We start from the raw sequence: 23744 nt of genomic DNA, 5'->3' as shown, positions 1-23744 counted from the left end.
ATTTAATGTTGCATTTCATCGTATAGATGGCAAGCAACATAATGACCTGGTTTTACTTCTTGCATTTTCGGTATAACAGTTGAACACTCTTCCTTTTTAAAAGGACATCTCGTGTGAAATGAACAGCCACTGGGCGGATTCGACGCACTCGGAATATCTCCTGATATGATAAGCTGTTCTCGCTCAAACGCTGGGTCCGGTACGGGAACAGATGATAATAGTGCTTGTGTATACGGATGAAGTGGCTCCGCATACAAGTCCTCACTTGCTGTTAACTCTACTAACTTACCTAAATACATCACACCAACACGGTTACTAATATGACGGACAACCCCTAAATCATGCGATATAAAAATATAAGTAAGCTTTAATTCTCTTTGCAGTTTTTGCATTAAGTTTAAAACTTGAGCTTGAATGGATACGTCAAGGGCTGATACCGGTTCATCCGCAATAATTAGACGCGGATTGGTCATAAGCGCTCTAGCAATACCGATACGCTGTCTTTGCCCGCCGCTAAATTGATGCGGATAGCGTTTAATATGGTATTCATTTAAACCAACAATTTGAAGAAGCTCTAACACCTTCTTCTTCCTTTCTGCAGAATTACCCATCCCGTGTACAATTAGTGGTTCTTCTAAAATCTTGCCAACCGTATGACGTGGATTCAGCGATGCATAAGGGTCCTGGAAAATCATTTGAATATCTCGACGAGCTTTACGCATTTCTTTATTTGATAATTCAGAAATCTTTTTACCTGCAAATTCTATATTTCCTTCTGTCGGCTCTAGTAAACGCATGAGTAAACGGCCCGCTGTCGATTTTCCGCAACCAGACTCACCTACAATGCCGAGTGTTTCACCTTCAAATACGTCAAAGGAAACATTATCGACTGCTTTTACATTTCCTACTTGCTTATTAAAGACTCCTTTATTAATTGGAAAATATTTCTTCAACCCTTCCACTCTCAATAACACTTTCGTCACGCTTAGCCACCTCCTGTTCATCCAGTAAAAAACATCTCGATTTATGCTGCTCCGATGCTACGTATAAAGGTGGTGTTTCCTGTGTGCAACGCTCCATTGCAAATTCACAGCGTGCTGCAAAACGGCAACCCTCCTTAATGGTTCCCGGCTTCGGTACAGTCCCAGGAATCGAGTATAAAGACTCCTTTTTAAAACGCATATCAGGTACTGATTTAATGAGCCCTTGCGTATACGGATGCAATGGCTTATTAAAAATCTCATTAATCGGCGCTTCTTCAACAATTTGTCCTGCATACATAACGATGACACGTTCACATGTCTCAGCAACGACTCCTAAGTCATGTGTAATAAGTAAAATAGCTGTGTTCAGACGCTTATTTATATCTTTCATAAGTTGTAAAATTTGCGCTTGAATCGTTACGTCTAATGCAGTTGTTGGCTCATCTGCAATCAACACTTTCGGGTCACAAACAAGTGCCATGGCAATCATGACACGCTGACGCATCCCACCAGATAATTGATGCGGATAATCTTTTAATAATTCTTCAGCACGTGGTAAACCTACTAGTTTCATAATTTCAACTGCACGTGCAAATGCCTTTTTTTTCGACCATTTCGGATTATGAATTACTATTGCTTCTTTTAGTTGATCACCAACTGTAAAAAGTGGGTTCAAGGATGTCATTGGCTCTTGGAAAATCATCGCCACATCTTTTCCTCGGATTTTTTGCATTTGTTTATCTGTTAATTTCGCCAAATTTTTTTCGCCTAATAAAATTTGTCCACCTGTAATTTTCCCAGGGGGCGATGGAATTAATCCCATAATCGATAAGGATGTCACACTTTTACCACTACCCGACTCCCCGACAATCCCTAAAATTTCTCCTTCGTGAACAGAAAAATCTATATTATCAACGGCAGGAATTTGTCCATCATCTGTGAAAAAGGTTGTTTCTAAACCTTTTACTTCTAACAGCTTGTTTCGCACGCACGCTCACCTACCTAATTTTTACTTATTTTATAGTTTATTTAATATAATACACTAATGTATATACAATTCGCTATTTTCAGATAATTCTAACTAATTTTATTCTCTCTTTCAACCTTTATTTTTCTACGATACGCAATATTTTTTCTAAAAACACAATATTTCTCAATTACTCTGTAACATTGGAATTATCTTGCTGAATAATTCCAATTTACAATTGGACTAAATGCGTTAAAGTGCTCGTCTACATAAATGAGGTATTGTCGAAATGTCTCACATCATGTGAGCCTTAGTTGCTTACGGGCGAGAAGCAGAAGTAAGTGTTCCATTACTTTTGTCTGTGAGAGCTGAACACTATGTCTAAAGTTGATGAGATTATCTAGAGGACTTATTCACTTTAGAGTCTCCATAGTTAAAAATCCATAATTTAACAATAATAAAAAAAGAGGCACTCACTTTATAGTGAGTGCCTTCTCTTATTAATCTAAATGCTGAACTTGGAACAGATTATAGTATGTGCCTTCCTGTTGCATAAGTTCTTCATGCGTACCTTCTTCTATTAATTCCCCATGATTAATGACAAGAATTTTATCTGCATGTGTAATAGTAGAAAGTCGGTGCGCAATAATGATCGTTGTCCGTTCATGAGCGAGTAATTCAAGTGACTCTTGAATTAGTGCTTCACTTTCCAAGTCTAATGCAGATGTTGCTTCATCTAATACTAAAATCGGTGGGTTTTTCAGGAACACACGTGCAATCGCAACACGTTGCTTTTGCCCTCCTGATAATTTTACGCCTCGTTCGCCGACTTTCGTGTTGTAGCCTTCCGGTAATCCCATAATGAAATCATGTGCATTCGCTGCTTTTGCCGCAGCAACCACTTCTTCATCTGAAGCGCCCGGTTTCCCCATTAAAATATTTTCTTTCACTGAATCGCTGAACAGTATATTATCTTGTAGTACAAGCCCAATTTGAGAACGTAATGAGTGTATTGTCACATCTCGCACATCCTGACCATCGATAAACACAGATCCACCTGTTGTGTCGTAAAAGCGTGGAATTAAACTTATTATAGTAGATTTCCCGCCGCCACTCATTCCTACAAATGCTACAGTTTCTCCTGCCTTAATGGTGAAGTTAATGTCTTTTAAAATTTTCGAGCCATCTTCTTCATATTGGAATTCAACATTTTGGAAGCGTACTTCTCCGTTTACACGTTGTAACTCAAGTGCATCTTCTTTATTTTGCACCTCGTAAGGCTCGTCAATTAACTCAAACATACGATCCATTGAGGCAACGGATTGCGTTAATGCCGTAGAAGAACTTACTAATCGACGAAGTGGACCATACAAACGCTCAATATACGCAATGAAGGCAACCATCGTCCCGACAGATAAAGCATCATTAATCACTTGGTAACCTGCATAGGCAATGACTAGTAATGGCGCAACGTCTGTAATCGTGTTAACGACTGCAAATGATTTCGCATTCCATTTCGTTTGATCAAGTGCCTTTTCTAAAAACTCTCCATTTGCTTCGTCGAATATTTTTTGCTCATGTTTTTCAAGCGTAAAACTTTTAATAATACTCATCCCGGCTACACGCTCATGCAAATAACTTTGTACACCTGCAAGTGCCTGTGAACGTTTACGTGTTAAATCGCGTAACTTTCCAAAGAAAAACTTCACACTAAACGCATAAAACGGGAAGGCAATTAAAGCGACAATTGTTAATTTAACATCCAAGGCTAGCATAATGATTACTGCAATAACAATAGTTGCAAGGTCTAGCCAAACATTCATTAAGCCCGTCATGATAAAGTTTTTCGTCTGTTCAACATCATTTATGACACGCGAAATAACTTCGCCTGCTCTCGTATTCGCATAATACTTTAAGCTTAGGCGTTGCAAATGCGCATAAATTTCCTTTCGAATATCAAATAACACTTTGTTACTCACGTGCTGTGCAAAGTATTGACGATAATACTCAATTGGTGGACGAATGATAAAGAACACGAAAATCGTGCCACCTAACCAGGTAAACAGCTGTTTTGTTTTTTCAACATCCGTTAAATCTTCCGCACCAATAATATCATCCAATACTATTTTAATAAGCAATGGAATAAATAAAGGAATCGCAAATTTTACTATACCAATTAAAACAGTTAAAATAATTTCCCATGTATACGGTTTTACAAATCGCATATACCGTTTCATACTACCCAAATACCATCACATCCTCTTAAAAAAGAAACAGACATTCTATTATGAATGATGAATGCCCTTACGTATTATAGCAATATTTCACATACAGTACAGTAACTGAATCCTCAGTGTGAACTATTTCAACCTGCTACTATACAAAATCTCTATCTTGGATGAAATAATTTCAAATGAGATTGTGGCTTTTTTCAAAATATGTACTTGATTGCATTTTCTACTACGAGCGGGCGTGGGTTGAGCGACTTGGGGCCGGGGTTGAGCGACTTCGTTTTTAATTTTATCGCCCTACTTTTCAAATTTATCGTTCATATTTCTGAATTTATCGACATCCACAACAACAAATAAAAAACACCTGCAAAAAATAACAGGTGCTACTCACTATCATCAGATTGCATCTCTAGCTGAAATTTATAACGGTTTGTCCATGCATCAATAAAATCTGGTGCAAATGGTCCTCTTCTTTGTTGTATCCAGCCAATCAATTTATCGACATTGCGTTTTAGAATTTTATCAATAACTTCAGGATAAGACATTTCTTTACGATGCTGCTCATATTCATCTTCATCGAGAAGCGAGTACGACATATCTGGGAAAACTTTAATGTCTAAATCATAGTCAATGTATTTAATCGCATTATTGTCGAAAACAAATGGTGAGCTTATATTGCAATAATAATACACACCGTCTTCACGTAGCATGCAAATGATGTTAAACCAGTGCTCCGCATGGAAATAGCAAATAGAAGGCTCTCTCGTCAGCCAGGTACGACCATCGGATTCTGTAACAAGTGTTCGTTCATTCGCACCGATAACGATATTTTTCGTTCCTTTTAATACCATCGTTTCTTGCCAAACACGGTGGATACGGCCATTGTGCTTATAACTATGTATTTGTATCGTTTCTCCTTCTACTGGTATTGCCATTTTTGAAGCCCACCTTTTCCTCTATGCTACCTAAAATCTAGCAGTCTCAAGTATATTATAGCAACCTGTCCATGAAACGTGTAGTTAGAAAACCATAAAGTTCATCATATCATTTCGTTCAGGTGCAAATATACGCGGATTAGTAGCAAATTTCAACACAAAAGAGGTTTATAAAAAAAATTTCAAATTAAAAAAACTGTCACATGCCATCTTATAGATTTCATGGACAGTCTTTTTGTAGGTAAACTTAATGGATTCGCATCAAAATTAAGTCATTTACAAACCAAAATTAATTGTTAGAGCTGTTGTTTTGGTTTTTCTTTGCAAATTGACCTGAAGCTTGAGATTTTTTCGCTTCAGCTTTTTGATTTTGTTGCTGAACGTCAGCAAAATCTGTTTCTGAACCAAACTCCTCAACTTGACGTTGTTGACTGTTTTGTTTTTGAGCACTTTGGTTGCTGTTGTTGTTTTGATTTCGTTTCATATTAAATTCACCTCCACGATAAGTATTGTGTACCGAAGTGATTGTTTTTATGCTAAAGAATTTTATTATTTTAATGTTTCCCAAATTTTCAGCATTGGCACTGGCATCGGTAACATCTCAATTTGCTCACGGGTAAACCAGTGACCACACTGAGATGGCTCACTTTGTAGATGATAGCTATTGAGCTGCCAAGTTAAATGTGAAAAGACATGCTTAAATTTCATTAATTCTTGTTGCTTGTTTACATGTACATGATAATTCGCTTCAAATATAGCCTGTGTAGTCAATGTTGCTTCCTCGTCATGTTCAATCATTGGGAACTGCCACATATTCGCAAGTAAGCCCTTTTCGGGACGTTGCTCCATTAATATGCGCCCTTCCGTATCCTCACAAACAAATACATCATACGATAAATGTTTCATCTTCACTTTTTTTGATTTCACCGGTAATTTTTCCGGCTCGCCTCCGTTAAATGCCTTGCAATACTCACGTACCGGACATAATAAACACTTTGGCGACGTCGGTGTACAAATAAGTGCACCTAGTTCCATTAAACCTTGATTGAAAGAAGACGTATGCTCTGGATCAATGAGTTCCTCTACAGCCGCTTCAAAAATTTTCTTCGTCTTTGGCAAAGCAATATCCTCATGAATTTCAAGCACACGGCTTAAAACACGCATGACATTCCCATCGACTGCATGCTCCGGCTTATTATAGGCAATACTTAAAATAGCACCTGCTGTATATGGACCGACACCTTTTAACTTCGATATTTCATGACGATTATCTGGCACAATTCCGCCATAATTTTCAAGTACTTCACGTACCCCTGCTTGTAGATTGCGTGCACGGGAATAATATCCTAACCCTTCCCAATGCTTTAATAAATATTCCTGCGGTGCTTCAGCTAACAATTCCAGGGTAGGAAAACTTTCCATAAAACGATTGTAGTATGGGATCACTGTATCAACACGCGTTTGTTGCAGCATCACTTCAGATACCCAAATTTTATAGGGATCCTTCGTATGCCGCCAAGGTAAATCTCTTTTTTCACTTTCAAACCATTCGACTAAAGCCCGTCGAAATTCTGCTACATATGGATAATTCACAGCTACCTCCAGTATTTTTCAGATTTAAATTTTGTTAAAAAGGGTATACAATAAAGATAAAGAAATGTAAACACATTACCATTATTGAAATATACATGTATGCAATTTACGCTTTTTCAAAGCGCATACTAGGAGTGGATACTTTTGGATTCAGGCACACATTTCGTTATGGGCATTGCCCTCAGTGGTCTTGCACTTGCTGACCCTGTTGTCGCAAGTCATTCAATGACCTATACAGCTGTTATCGCTGGCACCATTATTGGCTCGCAAGCACCCGACGTTGATACCGTATTAAAACTTCGTAATAACGCTGTTTATATACGTCACCATCGTGGGATTACGCACTCTTTACCTGCTGTTGTCTTATGGCCAATTCTCATTACAGCCGCGCTATCTTTTATTATTCCAGACGCGAACGTGCTTCATGTATGGCTTTGGACGTTTTTAGCAGTTGCACTTCACGTTTTTGTCGATATTTTTAATGCTTATGGGACACAAGCTATTCGTCCATTTTCGAAAAAATGGGTCGCACTTGGTGTCATTAACACCTTTGATCCTATTATTTTCACTTTACACTGTCTTGGCATATTATTATGGGCATTTGGCGCAAATCCAGTGTGGACATTCAGTATCATGTATTTAGTGATTTTTTGCTACTATATTTTACGCTTTGCCATACAGAGAGCCGTTAAAAAGGCTGTACACAATACAATCCAAGATGAGGAATATGTCATTGTAGCGCCTACAATGCGCTTCTTCCATTGGCGTATCGCCGCTAAGTCAAAAACGCATTATTATGTCGGCCGTGCGTACGGACGTTCCGTTAATATTTACGATAAATTCGAAATTAAACCGATACCAAAAACACCGGTTGTGGAAGCCGCACTGAAAGACATTAATCTAGATGCATTCGTGTCCTTCTCGCCGTTATATCATTGGGAAATTTCCGAGCTTGAAAATGGCCTAACCGAAGTGCGTTTAATCGACCTTCGATATCGTAGTGACAATCGTTATCCATTCGTTGCCGTTGCTCAATTAAATGACGACAATGAAATTATCACTTCATATACAGGCTGGATTTTCACCGAAGATAAACTCCAGAAAAAACTTCAAATTGGCGCGAGCAATTAAATATGTTCATCCTAGTAAATTAATGAATAAAACCGGCGTGTCTCATAATAAAAATGAGATACACCGGCTTTTTTATTGCATCATGTCGTCACTCGCATCCAGTAAATGTGCGTACTTCGGATTGCGTCCTGCGAATTCGTGGAGTTTATCGCCATAGCTAGTAATTAACTGGCGCACTAAGTTCTCTGTATAGTCCGAACCGCGGTAGGAATAGCCGGCTTTCGCTGATGTCGACTCAAAATCGCTCCATAAAAGCTCAATCCATACGCGCGCTCGTCCAGTAGACATTTGTGGATTCTTCGCTAATAACTCAGCTGTTAATGTTTCAATTTTTTCTTGCATTTATTTTCCCGCCTTTACTGGTGATAATATAGAGACTGGCAAGGCCTCTTGATATTTATCGCCACCTAAACGATGACCCCATGCAAAACGACCTTTTAAATAATCAACTTGGAAGTACTGATTATCTGAGCCATCAATACGATACATCTCACCTTGCACAATTGTATCTAGATCTACTAAATACGCTGCTGCCATTAGGGCTTTACGTTCGTATACTGCAAATTCATTAATGATCCCGAGCTGTTCTGCTTTACGCGCTTTCTCTTTTAACTTGGCTACTTCTTCGCGCAATTCATGCTCTGTCATAGCTGCATAATTTTTTTCGTTCATTGTTCATTCTCCTTCTCTTCAATAAAACGGGCTATCACTTCAACAGGAAACCCCTTTTGATAAAGTGCCTGTTTCGTTTTCACTTTTAACTCATAACCAGTATACTTCGCTGAATACTTTTTCCAAACTTTCTCGCCTTGTGCATCAAGCATCTGTTGCCAGTCATCCTCGTCTTGCTCGAAAGTAATTCCTTGAAGTACCTCATCCACTATACCGAAAGAATAGCCTTTTCTCATGAGGAAGTCTTGAATTTTTTGCTTCACCTGCGCTGGCGTCTTTTTCTTCTCAGAGCGAACTACCTTTTCGGCGAGTTGTGCGGCAAGCTTTACTTGTTCCTCATGACTATATGTTTCAAGCACTTCATCTTGCAAAGTTTTATCGATCCCTTTTTTGATGAGATCCTGACGAATTGCACGCGGCCCTTTTTTCATCGTCGCCTTTTTCGTATCAAGAAGTGCCTTAGAATATACTTCGTCATTTAAAAAGCCATATGATTTCAGCTTTTGAATAGCTTCTAAAATAACGGCTTCCCCATATTCCAAATCGAGCAACTTTTTCTTTACCTCATGCTCGCTACGCATTTGATAAGAAAGGAAGTTAAGTGCCTTGTTGAATGCTTTTCTAATTTCGTCCTCGTAAGCAATTTCTTCTATATCATATGCTTCTAATACTTTCCCTTTTGTTAGCCCAAATTGAAGTAAAATTGCTTCATCAACCGGAAAAGCGTACTCTTCGTTCAAATATATATTATAGCGTTCTGGATTGTTTTTTTGACGCGCAATTTTTGTGATAACACGCATATGGAAACACCCCTTTATCTACATCATTATAACATCTTTTTCTTTTAGCTCGTCTTTATGTATAGTGTAATCATACTGATTGGAAAAAGGAGGGATTTCTAATGAAAATCGTTATTGCTGGTGGCACTGGCTTTGTCGGTAATAAACTCGTAAAACTATTACAAAATGATGGGCATGAAATCGTTATTTTAACCCGTGGTAGTTCAAAACATGAAAGTGGCATTGACTATGTACAATGGTTACAAGATGGCTCTCGACCTGAAACAGAGCTTGGCGAGGTCGATGCATTTGTTAATTTAGCAGGCGTTTCACTAAATGCTGGTCGTTGGACGAAAAAACAGAAAAAGGCCATTTATACGAGCAGGATGGATGCCACAATTGAAATTGTACGTATAATGGAAGCACTTCAGAAGAAACCTAAAGTACTTGTAAATGCTAGTGCTGTAGGTATTTATCCAACTTCTACAATCAACACCTATACAGAAAGTTTCACGGATTATGCAACTGACTTTTTAGGATGTACGGTTCATGATTGGGAACGCCATGCAAAACGCGCTGAAAACTTAGGTGTACGCGTAGCACTTGCACGTTTTGGCGTGATTTTAGGGAGTGAAAGTGGCGCACTTCCATCGATGTTACTTCCTTATAAAATGTATGTCGGAGGCACAATTGGTTCCGGTGAACAATGGCTCTCTTGGATTCATGTTGAAGACGCTGCACGTGCACTTTATTTTGCAATAACAAATGAGGCGATCAGTGGCGCGTTTAATGTTACAGCACCAAGCCCAGAACGCATGAAAGAATTTGGACAAACAATTGCCAAAGTCATGAATCGCCCACATTAGATGCCCGTGCCAAACCTTGCGATGCAGCTAGCACTCGGTGAACAAAGTATGCTCGTCTTAGAAGGTCAGCATGTATTACCAAAAGTTTTAGAAGCACAAAACTTTGAATTTCAATTTCCACATTTAAAAGAAGCACTTGAAGATTTGTTATAAGATAAGTTCAGCAATTAATGGTTTTTTTCAGCGTTCACCTGCTATATTTCAGCACTTACTAACTTTTTTCAGCGTTCATTTTCAACGTCAATTTAGGTGGGATAATTATTATAAAACAACGCATCCTAAGGAAAAAGAAAGGATGCGTTTTTTATGTGGAAACAACATATAGTAGGTGCAGTACTTGCCACTTTTATCATTGCTGCCGCAGTGAGCATCAATCCTTATTTCGCCTCTAGTTCCGATGAATACAATTGGGGCATTAAACGAGCAAAGGACGGTAACCCAGCAGAAGCTGGTGCACCACTTGATCAATTACTCGATAAGTATGGCGCTATTTACAAAGGAAAGCCTGACCGAAAAGTGGCTTATTTAACATTTGATAATGGCTATGAGAATGGATTTACAGAAAGTATCTTGGACACTTTGCAAAAAGAGGAGGTACCTGCAACGTTCTTTTTAACGGGGCACTATTTGGAAAGTGCCAGCGATCTTGTGAAACGCATGGTAGAAGATGGGCATACAATTGGTAATCACTCCTATGGACACCCCAATATGGCGCGACTTTCGCGTGATGGTATGCGTGCGGAATGGCGCAAATTTGACGGGAAATTACGTGAATTAACAGGCATTGACCGCACCACATATGCGCGTCCACCTGAAGGAACTTTTAACGCCAAATTATTAGAGGTCGGCAATGCAGAAGGTTATCGCCATATTTTTTGGTCTGTCGCTTTTAAAGATTGGTTAAAAGATGAACGCCGTGGTGCAGATTATGCATACAATTCGCTAACGGAGCAGCTTCACCCTGGTGCCGTTATTTTAATGCACACTGTAGCACAAGATAATGCCGAGGCTCTTCCACTCTTTATTGCAGAGGCCAAAAAGCAAGGCTACACATTTTTATCCCTTGATGATCTAGTATTAGAATATGAAGACTTCCCTGTCGCTTTGCAATCGTCCACTCCTTAGTTATAATGGGGAAATGATATTAAAAAGGACGTGGAAAGTTTGACGCAACAAACAACAATGGAAGTGGGACAAAAATTCCCACTTTCAATTAAACGACTAGGGATTAACGGCGAAGGAGTAGGCTTTTACAAACGCAATGTCGTATTCGTCAAAGGCGCTATCCCAGGTGAAGAAATTACAGCGCAAGTAACTAAAACACAACATAATTTTGCAGAGGCTGAAATTGTAACGATTCGCAAAGCTTCAGAGCATCGTCAAGAAGCTCCTTGCCCCGTTTACAACGAATGTGGTGGTTGCCAGCTTCAACATATGACATATGAAAAACAACTTATTGAAAAGCGCGATATTGTGATGCAAGCATTAGAGCGTTATGCAAAACCGTTAGCAGAAACAGTTGAAGTCCGTCAAACACTTGGTATGGACAATCCATGGAACTACCGCAACAAAAGCCAGTTCCAAGTACGTAAAGAAGGCAAACGTGTATATGCCGGCCTTTTCGCGGAAGGCAGTAATAAGCTGTTAAATATTAACGACTGCTTAGTGCAACACCCTATTACGTCAAAAGTAACGGTCGCAACACGCAAAATTTTACAAAAGCTAAATATTACGATTTATGATGGTCGTACGCTAGATGGTTTAGTACGTACAATTGTTGTGCGCACGGGTATCCATACTGGCGAAACACAGGTCGTATTAGTAACAACACGTAAGGAGATTCCGCATCTTGACGAACTCATTACACGCATAAAAAAAATCGACCCAAGTATCGTATCGATTGCACAAAATATTAATCGTGACAGATCATCTCTTATTTTTGGCGATGAAACAATTATCCTCGATGGCAAAGAAACGATTCATGAAGAACTTGGCGAATTAGCATTCGACCTTTCTGCTCGCGCCTTCTTCCAATTGAACCCAACGCAAACGGTTCATTTATATGATGAAATTAAAAAAGCAGCCGCATTAACTGGCGAAGAAACAGTTGTTGATGCTTACTGTGGTGTTGGTACAATCGGTTTATGGCTAGCAGATAAAGCTAAAGAAGTGCGTGGCATGGACGTTATTCCTGAAAGTATCGAGGATGCACGCCAAAATGCACGTAATCATGGCTACGAACATACAACATACGCAGTCGGTACAGCCGAATCCGTGCTGTCACAATGGCACAAAGAAGATTTCACACCAGATGTGATTACAGTCGATCCACCTCGTACTGGCCTTGCACCAGAGTTCATTCGTACCGTGCTGAAGCTGAAACCAAAACGCTTTGTTTATACATCTTGTAACCCTTCTACATTAGCGAAGGATTTACAAGAGTTATCGAAGTTGTATGATGTGGAGTATATTCAACCAATCGATATGTTTGCACAAACGGCGCTAGTGGAGTGTGTGGCGAAGCTTGTTTTAAAAGAAGTTAAATAATCCATCAAAAGAAGACAACTACCTAATCGGGCATTGTCTTCTTTCTTTTTTTGAAATGAATTCACTAATTTATAACACATATGACTTTCCGAATTTCACTACAAGTTATCTTGTTAACTAATGAATTCAGAGTAGGTTGAAATCATGAAGTCGCAATCATTTTTCACGTGGAATACTGAACACCAATTTTCTTTCAAACGTCTAAAAGCCCATTTGTCAAAATCGATAGTTTGAATAAATTCGAGTTTGTTGAAGTCACGATTAGAATTCCCCTGTGTTAAAACGAAAATGAACTCGATACATTTCGATGAAAAAATGTGCCTTAGAAAAGATCAACAAAGAACATTTATTCATTCAAATGCGGAGATAGTTTTTTTAGCTGCTCTATTTCTTTAAAGGGATTGTAAGGAGATTCTTTATATAGACATATTTTGAAGCCTTGCTATATAAGCCTTTACGAGGAAGTACTTGATTCTGAAGTAACTTCAGAATTGAACTAATTTAACTATGATGTACTGTTGATAGCAAATTAGTTTTCTTTGCACTAGACAAATGCGATTTTTTATTATATAATAAATGTAATAAGATCGTTAACGAAGAAACAATGAATTCACATATTACAAAGAGTAATCATGTTTTATTCGATACTTTTTGTAATATGTGAATTTTTTTCTTTTGAAGAAATATGATATTATTTAATACAATTAATGGAGGTCATTTAAATGACACAACAAGGTACAGTAAAATGGTTTAACGCAGAAAAAGGTTTCGGTTTCATCGAAGTTGAAGGCGGAAACGACGTATTCGCTCACTTCTCAGCTATCCAAGGTGACGGTTTCAAATCACTTGACGAAGGTCAAAAAGTTGAATTCTCAGTAGAAGACGGCCAACGTGGACCACAAGCTACAAACATCGTAAAACTTTAATTTTTAATGATGTAAACACAAAAGAGGCATCCTTTCATTAGGATGCCTCTTTTTTTAGTTATATTATATTTGTTGCGTATTCACCCAATTTCGTCAGACCAATTAAAGAAACAAATCTTTTAAAACAGCAGGATCAAGATATGTTCATCGTTTATCCTCTTAATGGGTTCTTACAAGTGGTTTCCATCTTTATCTTTCATAACACTTGTGATATAAAATGTGTAAGTTCCATCCGCGTATTATTATTTTATGGATAGTAAATCCCCTATGCAATCTATATTTCATCTCCCACCTTCGCTGCCGTCACCCCAGGATAAATATTAGCCGTAGCCTCTTGTTCAGGTACCAGAACCGCCTAACAACAATGCTACCCAAAGGTTGCTCAACCATCTCCTTCTGTATTTCAATATAACGCTCATTATATTTCCCCACTTTTTTGTATCTGTTGAGTTGAACTAATTTTCCTCTTCTAATTGAAAGTTTATTTACCCTATATAACAGGTGTCAGATTGAGCATTCAAACCCTATATTTAGAAATTAGTACTTCTATAATTATATTTGCATTTTGTTCAATAACCTGTATAATTACAAACTAGGTGCCAAACCTACGTGGCATGGATGTAATATCCGTGTCACACCAAAAAACGCCATAACAGCACGGATTTGCTGGGCGTTTTTTGTTTTTTGAGCGGGTGGATGAGCCCCGCTCTTTTATTTTACCTACAAAAGCGACCACGACATTAAACCGTCAGTGATCGCTTATTTTTTTCCCGAATACCATTCATATCTGTACAAGTACAATATGTAAAAGAAAGCTATCGTTTTTTGCATACGCTAAGTAAAGTCCATAAAAAAGGTAAAACGACTTCTGTTGTAGTCTAAGAAATAATGCATGTATGCCCCAATAATGTTATCGTCGCCAAGACACATCAAAAAGCCTTAGCGCTCACCATATGTGAATTGACGCTAAGGCCTAACTAATACTTATATCCATTTCAGCTTGTATAAACACGAATATCGGCTTTTAATATGGCCGAGTACTTGTTTAAACTCCCTCCTTTTCGAGTTAGAGTTCATTGTTTGTTCTTCACCAGCTCCTTTACTTGTTCTTAATACAACATTAACACACGACCTCAATAATGTAAATATTCAGTTTATTTAAATTCACAAAATAATTACTAAGGCCCAATCATTTTCCAACTACTTGCATTTATCATAGACGTTGAAATTTCCGTTGAAATCCGCTACTATGAAAAGGACGAAATGAGGTGTACGCATGTCAAAGCCAATTACTGATAAAGAACAACAAGTAACTTACTTAAAAGAACGTCTTGAAATCTTTTTAGAAGTCCTAGATGCTATTGATCCTGAAACGACTGAATTAGAAGACATCGATCGCTTAATTCAAATGATGGATGATTTAGAAGACAAAATGGAGCAATTTAACGCTCGTGAACAATAATATAATAAGATATTTACGCCTGTTACTGTCGAATTGACTCACTTGGTGTGAGCCTCGTGAAATGGCGCGAATACCTAAAATATTTATGATTAAAAGCGCAAGTTAGCTAATGCTACTTGCGCTTTTATTTATATATTATTCCAAATTCGACTACAGACGCTCTTTTTTTAAATTGTCTAACAGAGTATAATATGATGTGGAAATAATCAATTTTTTTATGGGGGGCAATACCAATGAATTTACAAGCTTTGGAGAAAAGTCTTTACGATTTAGTGACTGAAACATCTACAAATTTACCGAAAGACGTACGTCGTGCAATTAAAAAAGCAAAAGAGTCAGAAAATGCTGGCACTCGCGCTGCAATGAGCTTAGACACAATCTCTAATAATATCGCAATGGCGGAAGACAATGTATCACCAATCTGTCAAGATACTGGTCTACCAACATTTAAGATTTACACTCCTGTTGGCGTAAATCAATTAGAGATTAAAGCAGCAATCAAAAAAGCAATTATTGACACATCTGCTGATGCTAAATTACGTCCAAATGCTGTTGATTCATTAACTGGCGAAAATAGCGGTAACAACATTGGTGAAGGCCTACCTGTTATGAAATTCGAACAATGGGAAAACGATTACATTACGATTAAGTTAATCCTTAAAGGTGGCGGCTGTGAAAACAAAAACATCCAATATAGCCTACCAACAGAACTTGAAGGTCTTGGACGCGCTGGCCGTGACTTAGATGGTATCCGTAAATGTATCCTTCACTCTGTCTACCAAGCACAAGGTCAAGGCTGTTCTGCTGGCTTCATCGGCGTAGGTATCGGTGGTGACCGTTCTTCTGGCTACGATTTAGCTAAAGAACAGTTATTCCGTCATGTAGAAGATACAAATCCAAATCCAGAGCTTGCACAATTAGAAGACTATGTTGTGAAAACTTCAAATACATTTGGTATTGGAACAATGGGCTTCGGCGGTGAAGCAACTTTACTTGGCTGTAAAATTGGTGTTATGCACCGTATCCCTGCTTCATTCTACGTATCTGTAGCGTATAACTGCTGGGCATACCGTCGTATGGCTATCGACATCAACCCTGAAACTGGCGAAATCATCAAGTGGCACTACCAAGATGGCGAAAAAATCACGTTCAAAGACGAGCAAGTTGCTGCAACGACAGAAGAAACTTCAACAGATGTTGTAGAACTTACTGCACCTATTACTGAAGAACAAATTCGTGCATTAAAAGTTGGTGACGTTGTATCCATCACGGGTCGTATGTTCACTGGCCGTGACGCAATCCACCATCACTTAATGAGCCACGATGCACCAGTAGATCTTAACGGACAAGTTATTTATCACTGTGGTCCAGTAATGGCAAAAGACGCAGAAGGCAACTGGACAGTAAAAGCTGCTGGTCCAACAACTTCAATTCGCGAGGAGCCATACCAAGGTGACATCATGAAAAAATTCGGTATCCGTGCTGTCATCGGTAAAGGCGGTATGGGTCCAAAAACTCTGAAAGCTCTAGGCGAACACGGTGGTGTTTACTTAAACGCTATCGGCGGTGCAGCTCAATACTACGCAGACTGCATTAAAGGCGTAGACGGCGTTGACCTAATGGAATTCGGTATTCCTGAAGCAATGTGGCACTTAAACGTGGAAGGCTTCACAGCGGTAGTAACAATGGACTCTCACGGGAACTCATTACACGCTGATGTAGACAAATCTTCATTAGATAAATTATCTAAACACGCAGAACGCGTATTCTAAAAATAAATTCTCTCTATAATCAAGAGATATTTTGAAATAAATGAAACTGATTTTGCTGTGGCGAAAGCAGAGCGACAGCCACACCACAAAACCAGTTTTCTAAAAAATCCAATTTATAAATAATGCAATTTTTTGATTAGAATAAATTATTTCTACTATATAAAACAAATAGCTATTTACTGTAAGGAATAAGCGTGCCAAATGCGTTTATTCCTTTTTTGTCGATTAAGCTAACCTCCCACTTCCATTTCTCAAAACGCTTTGTTATAATAATTCTAAATTAGAATATAAATCACAAAAGTACTGGCAAATCACACAGATATGCCAGTATTACTATTTTATAAGGTTTATGATATTGATTTTCATTATCAGGAGGGATACGAATGGAATACTCCAATCGAGAAAATGTTAGTTTAATTGAGAAAACAAAAGAACATGCAGAACTAATCGCTGCTCTTGTCGCGGGGTTATTTATCTTGCTGGCATGGCGATTAGATACGAGCGGTCAAATAACTGCTTCCGTTCTATTATATGTAATTGCTTTTTGTGTTGGTGGTTTTGCGAAAGCTAAAGAAGGTATTAAAGAAACAATTGTAGAAAAGAAATTAAATGTGGAACTACTTATGGTTTTAGCTGCAATCGGTTCTGCTGCAATTGGCTATTGGACTGAAGGTGCAATTCTTATTTTCATTTTCGCAGTAAGCGGCGCTTTAGAAACCTATGCGATGAATAAAAGTCATCGTGAAATTTCTGCACTCATGAATTTGCAACCTGAAGAAGCTTGGCTTGTACGTGGTGGATTCGAACCAATGAAAGTGGCAGTTTCTACATTAAAGATCGGTGATCATCTACTTATTAAACCAGGTGAACGTGTACCAGCTGACGGAATTATCTTCAAAGGGCAATCATCTATTGATGAAGCAGCCATTAGCGGTGAGTCATTACCTGTTGTAAAACGTGAAGGCGATGAAGTTTTCGCTGGAACAGTAAATTTAAATGGTGCCATTACGATGGAAATGACAAAACCAAACTCAGAAACATTATTCCAAAAAATTATTACACTTGTGCAAACTGCACAAAGTGAAAAATCACCATCTCAGCAATTTATCGAAAAATTTGAAGGTACTTACGTAAAATTTGTATTACTTGCTGTAGCACTCATGATGTTCCTTCCCCACTTTTTACTAGGCTGGGACTGGACAACGACATTTTACCGCGCAATGGTACTCTTGGTTGTCGCATCACCGTGCGCGCTCGTTGCTTCAATTATGCCAGCGACACTTGCTGCTATTTCGAATGGCGCAAAAAACGGTATTCTCTTTAAAGGCGGTTTACATCTAGAAAATTTAAGCGTGTTAAAAGCGTTAGCCGTGGATAAAACAGGCACACTGACACAAGGAAAGCCTGTCGTTACAGATTTTATAGTGCGTGATGGTTTAGAGAAAAAACAAACGATTGCACTACTAGCAGGCGTTGAAGCACAATCCAATCACCCACTCGCACAAGCTATTACTATGTATGCGAAAGCAGAGGGCATCACACATTTTCCACAGGCTAACATTGAAGATATTCCTGGTTGGGGTATGAAAGGCTTTGTCGATGGGACTGAATATTTAGTAGGTAAACCTGACTTCGTTGGTGAAGATGAAGCAAATTCCTTCGCTAACGGCGCAGCATCAACACTTGCCGCTGAAGGAAAAACGGTTATTTTCATTCGTGATCATACGGGCATTATCGCACTTGCCGCATTAAAAGATACCGTTCGTGATGAAGCGAAACATGCAATCGCACTGCTAAAAGAACTTCATATTGATGTGGTTATGCTGACAGGCGACAATGAAAAAACTGCGAAAGTTATTGCGAAGGAAGCAGGCGTTACTGAATACGTAGCAGAGTGCTTACCAGAAACAAAAGTCACTGAGATGAAACGTCTACTTGGTCACTACAATCATGTTGGTATGGTTGGTGATGGCATTAACGATGCCCCTGCTCTTGCAACAGCCACAACAGGTATTGCCATGGGAGAAGGAACAGACGTTGCACTTGAAACAGCCGACGTTGTATTAATGAAAAGTGACTTATCTAAAATTGCTTATGCCATTCGTTTATCACGCAAAATGCAACGTATTGTAAAACAAAATATAGTCTTTTCTATCGGAGTCATTACATTGTTAATTGCCTCTAACTTTTTACAAGTTGTCGATTTACCACTAGGTGTTATCGGTCATGAGGGCAGTACAATCCTCGTTATTTTAAATAGCTTACGCATGCTCAATAAAAATATTTAACACCAAACAGCCTTGCTATCACACAATCGTGATGCAAGGCTGTTTTAACATAGTTAAAAGGTCAAAATTCAGGTGTTCTCCGATGCTTGTTTAACTCTTTTTGTAGGGCTCTTTTTTGCATAGTAGCATTTAACACTGCTCCAAAAATCAAAACCATGCCGGTGAAATACAACCACAGCATTAAAATAATGACGCCACCAATACTGCCATATGTAGCAGAATAATTCGCAAAATTACTAATATAAAAAGAAAAGCCATATGTTAAGACTAGCCAGGCTAGTGTAGAAAAGATTGCACCGGGCCACACGCCCATTATTTTTTGACGCGGATCTGTATTAGGGATAAACCAGTAAAGTCCTAATAAGACTAAAAAAATAAGCAATAGTGGCATTGTCCAGCGTATATTTTTCCAAAACATCACAAATTGCTCTTCAACTCCGACAATTGAAAACAAAAAGTGTCCAATTTGCTGACCGAAAACAGGTAGTAATAGCGCAACACCCACAACAACTACAAGTGCAATTGTAAATACGAGCGATAATCCCCTATTCACAATTCCTACTCTACCTTCCGTATCATAGGCTTTATTTAATGCTCGGAACAGCGCATTAATTCCTTTCGAAGCAGACCATATCGTACCAATGATCCCTATTGATAATAAACTACTATTACGATTCGTTAAGATCTCATTTAGCGTACTTTCAATTAGCCTATATACTTCATCGGGCATTATATTCACTAAAGTTGAATACACGAGCTCTGTTTCTAAATTTAAATATGGCAATAACGTCACTAGGAAGATTAGCATCGGAAAGAAGGATAATAAAAAGAAATAGGCTAGCTGGGCACCAAGTGCAGATATTTCAACTCGCTGTATGCGAAGCACTATGTCTTGCACAAAACCCTTAGGAGTCGTGATATCTAAAGTTGTTTCGTTTGCTGAGACAAAGGATTTAACGAATCCTAGCGCCGCATTTGCAGACGTCTTTTTCTTTTCCATGCAGTTCTCCTCCTTTACTATCTATTTCGCCTCGGCGAAATAGCGTCCAGATTTTGAATTGTGCTTGCACAATTCGCTCCTTTCAAAATCTGTGACATCCGCCAGAGGATTTATCTTCATTCAGTCAGCGTTTGTACATTCACTGATAAAAGACTGACCCCTCATTAATCTCATCACCTATAAAGGTGGGATTTTTCTACTGAATGAAGATAGACTTATTCTTTATCTGATGAAGAGAAGGCAGATTTCGTATCACTTATCATATCTTGAATTGTGGAAGGAAACTCTTTAAACTCATCCGCTTTTTCGACTAACATATTGACGTTCTCTGATGCACTTTCATAAAATGATTGGGCTGCAGTCACTTTTTCTTGGATAAGCTCCTGCAACTCTTCACGGTTCGCTGCGTAATACGATACTGTCTCAGAAATTCTTTTCGTAGAAGCAATTGTTTTTTCACGTGTCGTACGATCAAGCATACTAAGTGCGGCACCTACTGCTGCGCCAACAACGATTGATGCTAATAATTTACTTTGTCCCATATGGAATACCTCCTACTTGTCTTAATATATTCCCTTATAAATGATAAATAAACAACTAACTTCCTTTATTCTACCCAAAATCAGGATGTTTTTAAAGCGAAGCTCGAATACAGTATTGACAATTTTTTTATTCAATGAAATGATATTGGCGAGGACTACGAAAGGTAGGTTTAAACGAATGAATTTATCAACACCATCAAAAGAAAATGTTATCTATATGGTTGAGCAAATGAAAGATAAACTTCGCATGGTCAATGTAGATGCAATGAAATCAGAGAATTTCAATGAAGCCAATTATGAGGATTTAGTCTACTTATATGAAATGGTCATGAAACGCGATTCATTTAGCCCTAGTGAAATGCAAGCAATCGTTGCAGAATTAGGCTCACTGCGCAAATAACGAAAAGCTATTAGCCCCGGCATAGAGCCTGTTGCTAATAGCTTTTTTTTATTGCGTATTCGTTGTGGATGAACCATCTTCCGCGACAAATGGCTGAATCAATACTTCTACACGGCGGTTTTTCGCCCGACCTTCAGCCGTATCATTTGGTGCAATGGCACTATCCTCACCGTAACCTCTAACGCTAATTTTCTTAGAATCTAGCTGTTCGTTACTATTTATTAGAACCATATAGAATTCTGAAGCACGCATTACTGATAACTCTATATTTGACGAGTAGTTTGGTCCTGCTGGAACATTATCTGTATGCCCTGTAATGACAATATTACGAGCAGGATCGGATACTAATACGCCCGCAAGCTCTTGAATAGTCGGAATATATTCTGGTTTAATTTCTTCTTTACCTGAGTCGAATAGTATACTATCACGAATCGTTACCAACAAACCTTCTTCTGTCATTTCTGTTGCAAACTGGCCTTCCATTTCATTGACCGCGATGAAATTATCAACACTGTCCTTAATCTCAGCTAGTTCCTGTTGATCCTTTAAATAAGCTGAAGTTTGTTGTGACACTTCGTCACTCTCTGCATTAGGCGTTTCTATAGGTGAGGATTGTTCTAAAAAGCCTGTCCCACCATCAAAAACCTGCGTGAATACTGCTGACATTCGTTCTAACTTCACTTGATCGACAGAACTTGATGCAAATAATACGATGAATAGTGCTAGTAACAGCGTTAAAACATCTGCATACGGTACTAGCCAAGACTCATCCATATGTTCTTCGTGTTTATGCTTCTTAGCTCTCTTTGCCAAGGCCGCCCTCCCCGCTTTCACCCGTAATTTTACGACGTTCTTCCATCGTTAAATAAGAAGATAATTTTTGTTCGATAACACGAGGCGCTTCCCCTTCTAAAACAGAAAGGATTCCCTCAACCATCATTCGTTTTTGTTTTACTTCAACTGAAGATTTACGCTTCAATTTATTTGCAAATGGATGCCATAATACATAACCGGTAAAAATACCAAGTAAAGTAGCAACAAAGGCTGCCGAAATTGCATGTCCTAATTTTTCAATATCATTCATATCTGCTAATGCGGCGATTAATCCTACTACCGCACCAAGTACCCCAAGTGTCGGGGCATATGTACCTGCTTGTGAGAAAATTGCAGCACCACTTGTATGGCGATCTTCCATCGCTTCTACTTCTTCCGTTAAGACATCACGAATATAGTCAGCATTTTGACCATCAATGGCTAAAGTCAGACCATTTTTCAAGAATGGGTCTTCCACTTCAGAAGCTTTACTTTCAAGTGCAAGTAAACCCTCACGACGTGCTAAATCAGCCCATTGCGAAAACATTTTAATGATTTCAATATCATCTGCTAATTTTGTTTCTTTGAAAAGAATTTTAAATAATTTTGGTACTCGTTTTAATTCCTTCATAGGGAAGGCGATGGTTACAGCAGCTAATGTACCAAAGATGATAATTAAAATAGCCGCGGGGTTTGCTAGTGCAGTTAAACTTACCCCTTTCATCACCATCCCTGTTAATAACGCGACAAACGCTATAACTACCCCTACTACTGACGATATATCCATTCCAGAACCTCCAAACCTTCCATTACTACTGGCTTCGATTTATTTTTCCATATTATTAAATATAGTATAAATGTATTTTAACAATTAATCGATGCCATAAATGCTATTTCTTTGAATTTTGACTATATTTGATTATATTGAATTAAGAATAATACACCAATTTGTACATATTCATAAGGAATTAAGAATTTGTTATTATCATTTGACAAAAATTCACTATGCCATGTCGAATTAGCTGTAAAAACAGGATTAAATACCTAAAATCGATAGTGCATCTATATGAGCGGTTAGACTGATAACTAAAAAAAACATAATTTAATTACTAAAATACTATACTGAAATGGTACAAAACCTGTTATTGTTCATTTCTCTGACAATAAATTTGTTCAAACTCGTTAAAAAATTAAAACTAAAGAACCGTGAAATTTCTACCCTTTTTAAAAAATACAGAAGCATGAATAGCTTACTGAGCAAAATTTTGCTTAATAGTTAATCTGAACCACTATTCCGCTAAGGTAATCTATAAGACCATTAAACAAACTCCTAAAAATCGGAATTTATGGATTTCATAAATTATCCTTACTTTTTTATGACAATCTATTGTATAATTGCAATAAATGAAAGTTGATTATCTAGTAGAGAGGAGTTTTTAACTATGTTCTTAACAACTGTACTTGGCTTTTCAGCCGTTCTATTAATTGCAACTGCATTCTTCATTCACTATCTACAAGTAGGATTAGATTCTAAATCTTCAGTAATTGTAGATCCAAAACCATCAGAAAAATTCTAAAAAATGTTAAAACAGCTACTTTTCGTAGCTGTTTTTTCTTTTTTTATGTATCATATATTTATTATCGTTAATTCGATATACTAATATAAATTAATTAGTGTATTATTTAGGGAAATATTTTGTTGTTATTTGTCAGGAACTTTGTTGTTTTATATTCCAAACTAACGTAAATTACTATGTTTTTTAGTTGATCGTAGCGGAAGTCAACCTATCACTTTAATAGGAATGGATAAAATCGATTAATCAACACGCCTGATAAA

Annotated in this window: 22 protein-coding genes and 1 pseudogene; 10 read left to right on the top strand and 13 right to left on the bottom strand. The window is 38.1% G+C overall.

Features of this window, described 5'->3' with window-relative positions:
* Positions 1–2: 2 nt before the first annotated feature.
* The 6 genes from AEA09_RS00705 to mutY form a co-directional block, all read right to left on the bottom strand.
* On the bottom strand, positions 3–983 hold the full coding sequence (locus AEA09_RS00705) for an ABC transporter ATP-binding protein (RefSeq protein ID WP_053582023.1): 981 nt from the start codon (positions 981–983) through the stop codon (positions 3–5).
* On the bottom strand, positions 931–1971 hold the full coding sequence (locus tag AEA09_RS00700; RefSeq protein ID WP_053582022.1) for an ABC transporter ATP-binding protein: 1041 nt from the start codon (positions 1969–1971) through the stop codon (positions 931–933). Before AEA09_RS00700 ends, AEA09_RS00705 begins: the two co-directional genes overlap by 53 nt.
* Positions 1972–2450: 479 nt before the next feature.
* On the bottom strand, positions 2451–4196 hold the full coding sequence (locus AEA09_RS00695) for an ABC transporter ATP-binding protein (protein WP_053582021.1): 1746 nt from the start codon (positions 4194–4196) through the stop codon (positions 2451–2453).
* Positions 4197–4564: 368 nt separating this feature from the next.
* On the bottom strand, positions 4565–5116 hold the full coding sequence (gene ntdP, locus AEA09_RS00690; RefSeq protein WP_053582020.1) for a nucleoside tri-diphosphate phosphatase: 552 nt from the start codon (positions 5114–5116) through the stop codon (positions 4565–4567).
* Between the two features lie 289 nt (positions 5117–5405).
* Positions 5406–5600, bottom strand: a complete 195-nt coding sequence (locus tag AEA09_RS00685; RefSeq protein ID WP_053582019.1) for a hypothetical protein — start codon at positions 5598–5600, stop codon at positions 5406–5408.
* A gap of 65 nt (positions 5601–5665) precedes the next feature.
* Positions 5666–6709, bottom strand: coding sequence for an A/G-specific adenine glycosylase (gene mutY / locus AEA09_RS00680; protein WP_053582018.1), 1044 nt, complete (start codon positions 6707–6709; stop codon positions 5666–5668).
* A 144-nt stretch (positions 6710–6853) separates the two neighbouring features.
* On the opposite strand from mutY, the gene AEA09_RS00675 reads away from it, so the two are divergent.
* Complete coding sequence (locus AEA09_RS00675; RefSeq protein WP_053582017.1) at positions 6854–7840, top strand: metal-dependent hydrolase; 987 nt, start codon at positions 6854–6856, stop codon at positions 7838–7840.
* A 72-nt stretch (positions 7841–7912) separates the two neighbouring features.
* Here the strand turns inward: AEA09_RS00675 and AEA09_RS00670 are convergent, their stop codons facing one another.
* From AEA09_RS00670 to recX, 3 genes are read right to left on the bottom strand one after another with little or no spacing between them, the layout of a single operon-like run.
* Positions 7913–8182, bottom strand: a complete 270-nt coding sequence (locus tag AEA09_RS00670; RefSeq protein ID WP_053582016.1) for a YfhJ family protein — start codon at positions 8180–8182, stop codon at positions 7913–7915.
* The gene (locus AEA09_RS00665) at positions 8183–8512 is read right to left on the bottom strand and encodes a YfhH family protein (RefSeq protein ID WP_053582015.1); all 330 of its coding nucleotides are present in this window, start codon (positions 8510–8512) and stop codon (positions 8183–8185) included.
* A complete protein-coding gene (gene recX / locus AEA09_RS00660) occupies positions 8509–9312 on the bottom strand; it encodes a recombination regulator RecX (protein WP_053582014.1) in 804 nt (267 codons plus the stop codon). The genes AEA09_RS00665 and recX overlap by 4 nt, the downstream gene beginning before the upstream one ends.
* A 101-nt stretch (positions 9313–9413) precedes the next feature.
* Here recX and AEA09_RS00655 point away from each other — a divergent pair.
* The 7 genes and pseudogenes from AEA09_RS00655 (at position 9414) to AEA09_RS00625 (ending at position 19152) form a co-directional block, all read left to right on the top strand.
* A pseudogene (locus AEA09_RS00655) lies at positions 9414–10310 on the top strand (TIGR01777 family oxidoreductase).
* Between the two features lie 153 nt (positions 10311–10463).
* A complete protein-coding gene (locus tag AEA09_RS00650; protein ID WP_053582013.1) occupies positions 10464–11282 on the top strand; it encodes a polysaccharide deacetylase family protein in 819 nt (272 codons plus the stop codon).
* Between the two features lie 39 nt (positions 11283–11321).
* Positions 11322–12704: a 23S rRNA (uracil(1939)-C(5))-methyltransferase RlmD gene (gene rlmD, locus AEA09_RS00645; protein WP_082332516.1), complete on the top strand. Its 1383-nt coding sequence runs from the start codon at positions 11322–11324 to the stop codon at positions 12702–12704.
* A gap of 722 nt (positions 12705–13426) precedes the next feature.
* Positions 13427–13630 (top strand): cold-shock protein, encoded by a 204-nt coding sequence (locus AEA09_RS00640; RefSeq protein ID WP_053582012.1) that lies wholly within the window; start codon positions 13427–13429, stop codon positions 13628–13630.
* A 1276-nt stretch (positions 13631–14906) separates the two neighbouring features.
* A complete protein-coding gene (locus tag AEA09_RS00635; protein ID WP_053582011.1) occupies positions 14907–15092 on the top strand; it encodes an SE1561 family protein in 186 nt (61 codons plus the stop codon).
* 233 nt (positions 15093–15325) lie between these two features.
* Entirely contained in the window at positions 15326–16864 is a 1539-nt protein-coding gene (locus AEA09_RS00630; RefSeq protein WP_053582010.1) for a fumarate hydratase, read from the top strand.
* Positions 16865–17247: 383 nt separating this feature from the next.
* Positions 17248–19152 (top strand): heavy metal translocating P-type ATPase, encoded by a 1905-nt coding sequence (locus AEA09_RS00625; RefSeq protein ID WP_053582009.1) that lies wholly within the window; start codon positions 17248–17250, stop codon positions 19150–19152.
* A 61-nt stretch (positions 19153–19213) separates the two neighbouring features.
* Here the strand turns inward: AEA09_RS00625 and AEA09_RS00620 are convergent, their stop codons facing one another.
* Both AEA09_RS00620 and AEA09_RS00615 read right to left on the bottom strand, forming a co-directional pair.
* Positions 19214–20152: a YihY/virulence factor BrkB family protein gene (locus AEA09_RS00620; protein WP_053582008.1), complete on the bottom strand. Its 939-nt coding sequence runs from the start codon at positions 20150–20152 to the stop codon at positions 19214–19216.
* Positions 20153–20367: 215 nt separating this feature from the next.
* Positions 20368–20694 carry a YtxH domain-containing protein gene (locus AEA09_RS00615; RefSeq protein ID WP_053582007.1) on the bottom strand — a complete coding sequence of 109 codons (327 nt, stop codon included), beginning with the start codon at positions 20692–20694 and terminating at the stop codon, positions 20368–20370.
* Between the two features lie 178 nt (positions 20695–20872).
* Here AEA09_RS00615 and AEA09_RS00610 point away from each other — a divergent pair, with 178 nt between their 5' ends.
* The gene (locus tag AEA09_RS00610) at positions 20873–21094 is read left to right on the top strand and encodes a DUF1128 domain-containing protein (protein WP_053582006.1); all 222 of its coding nucleotides are present in this window, start codon (positions 20873–20875) and stop codon (positions 21092–21094) included.
* A 48-nt stretch (positions 21095–21142) separates the two neighbouring features.
* Here the strand turns inward: AEA09_RS00610 and motB are convergent, their stop codons facing one another.
* The gene (gene motB, locus AEA09_RS00605) at positions 21143–21907 is read right to left on the bottom strand and encodes a flagellar motor protein MotB (RefSeq protein ID WP_053582005.1); all 765 of its coding nucleotides are present in this window, start codon (positions 21905–21907) and stop codon (positions 21143–21145) included.
* On the bottom strand, positions 21891–22694 hold the full coding sequence (gene motA / locus AEA09_RS00600) for a flagellar motor stator protein MotA (protein WP_053582004.1): 804 nt from the start codon (positions 22692–22694) through the stop codon (positions 21891–21893). Before motA ends, motB begins: the two co-directional genes overlap by 17 nt.
* A gap of 655 nt (positions 22695–23349) precedes the next feature.
* Here motA and AEA09_RS20410 point away from each other — a divergent pair.
* Positions 23350–23484 carry a hypothetical protein gene (locus tag AEA09_RS20410; RefSeq protein ID WP_281176679.1) on the top strand — a complete coding sequence of 45 codons (135 nt, stop codon included), beginning with the start codon at positions 23350–23352 and terminating at the stop codon, positions 23482–23484.
* Positions 23485–23744 lie beyond the last annotated feature (260 nt).

It is taken from the genome of Lysinibacillus contaminans, from assembly GCF_001278945.1.
In the GTDB taxonomy this organism is placed as follows: domain Bacteria; phylum Bacillota; class Bacilli; order Bacillales_A; family Planococcaceae; genus Lysinibacillus; species Lysinibacillus contaminans.
The sequence above is the reverse complement of the archived record's forward strand: the minus strand, read 5'-3'. Positions and strand labels throughout refer to the sequence as shown.